We start from the raw sequence: 1761 nt of genomic DNA, 5'->3' as shown, positions 1-1761 counted from the left end.
TCGAACTGCGCATTGGACGCACCGCCGATGGTGATCAGCTCGATGCCCAGATCGGTCCTGGCGCCGGCACCGCCTGCGTTGAGCACGCGCACGCCAGCCTGGCCGTCGGCATCGCCGGTGATGACCAGCCTGTCGGTGGCCGAACTGTCATCGCCCAGCACGGTGTTGAACAGCAGCGTGCCGCCGGCACCGGTGAAGCTGTCCACGCTGAGGGTGTTGAAGGTGCTGCCGTTGCCGAGTGCGACGGTGCCGGTGGCGTCGAGCTGCAGCCGGCCGACGTTGCTGTCGCCGGTGAGCATCCAGGTGCTGTTGGTGCCGATGTCGGCGCGGCTGACGTTGATGAAGCGACCGTCGATGCGCGCATTGTTGCGCAGCGTGACATCCAGCGTGCCGTTCATGGTGCGGGTATCGAAGGTGACATTGCCACCAAGGCGTGCATCGTCGACGGTGAAGTCCACGTCGATGCGACCCGCATCCACGCTCCCGTCGCGCGTCTGCATCAGCAGCAGATTGCCGTCGCCGGCGATGAGCTGCGCGCCGTTGGCAATCACGATCTCGGCGCTGTTTTCAACTCCATGCATGGATGCCACGTTTATCGCGGCGCCCCGGCCGGACTGCACGGTGGCATTGTCGATGCGCAGGCGCAGCGGGTCTGCGGCCTCCACACGAGAGAACAGCTGCACCCCGATGTTGTCCGCCTCGATCCGTGCCCCGTTGACGATGTCGACCTGGCCAGCCGTCATCCGCACACCGAGCCCACTGTTGATTCCGCCGGTGGAGTCTTCGACGCGGACGCGGGTCGAATCCAGAACGACGCGTGCGCCGTGGCTCGGGTCGGTACTGGTGATATCCACGCCCACGCTGAGGCCGGTGGGATCCAGGCCATCGGCACGGGTCACCAGAACGGCGCTGTTGACCAGATGTGCCGAGCTGTTGCCAGACAGGTGCACGCTCCCGCCGCGGAACGTGCTCGAGGTTGCTTCCAGCACGGCCGTGTCCCGCAGCCTCACCACGTCCTGTTCGTCGTCGTTCACCTGGGCGGCGGCACCTTGCATCTGCACGCGCGAATTCTGGGAGGCATTGATGGAGCGGGTACCCGCTCCGTCGACGATAAGCTGCGCGCCGTTCAGGAGGGTCCATTCCTCAATGCTGCTGTCTGGATTCAATACCAGCGTCTCGCCATCGAGGACCTCGGACATAGCGCCGTGGGGCAGCGAAACCAGTGCGAACGCCACAGCACAGGCAAGGGAGCGCACGGCAGGCCGCTTGGAGGGTGTTCCAGTCATCGTAGTGATCTCGTCAGTGGGAAACCGTGGCCGCGCACGTCAGGTGATTGCCGCGCCCCGGCGGTGCGCCTCCCGGCGTCACCTTCCTGAAGGGGGGAGGGCGACGTGAGGGCGGTCGGGTGGCGTGCGGCACGTGTCAGCTAGGACGCGCAGTGTCGCGGTGATATGCGACGCGACCCATGCAAGAAGTTGCAGATACGCCGCGCCTGTCGGTACATGCATTGGGTGTTCAGGTGGCCGACGATGGTGGGCCGCCGGAAGCAGAAAAGGACGCCGGGCAGTGCCCGGCGTCCTCATCTCCGTCCGCCGCTGTCACGACCCTTTACCAGGCGTAGGACATCCCCAGCTGCGCACTGGCTTCGCGGTAGCCGCTGTCGCCGCGCATCAGGCCCAGCCCACCCCAGGCCGAAACGCCCGGGCGGAATGCAACCTTGGCACCGGCGCTGAGCGCATAGCGGTTGCGCGGCGTGCTGGC

The 1761-nt window shown here is 66.3% G+C and carries 1 protein-coding gene; it reads right to left on the bottom strand.

The genetic code is table 11. The features are described from left to right. Positions 1-1199 (bottom strand): autotransporter outer membrane beta-barrel domain-containing protein (locus tag ACPEH1_RS20540; RefSeq protein WP_423716317.1); only part of this gene is annotated, 1199 nt, incomplete at its 3' end. Between the last annotated feature and the right edge of the window lie 562 nt (positions 1200-1761).

This window comes from Stenotrophomonas sp. NPDC077421, assembly GCF_049545505.1.
GTDB lineage: Bacteria > Pseudomonadota > Gammaproteobacteria > Xanthomonadales > Xanthomonadaceae > Stenotrophomonas > Stenotrophomonas nematodicola.
This window is presented reverse-complemented; position numbering and strand designations above follow the sequence as displayed.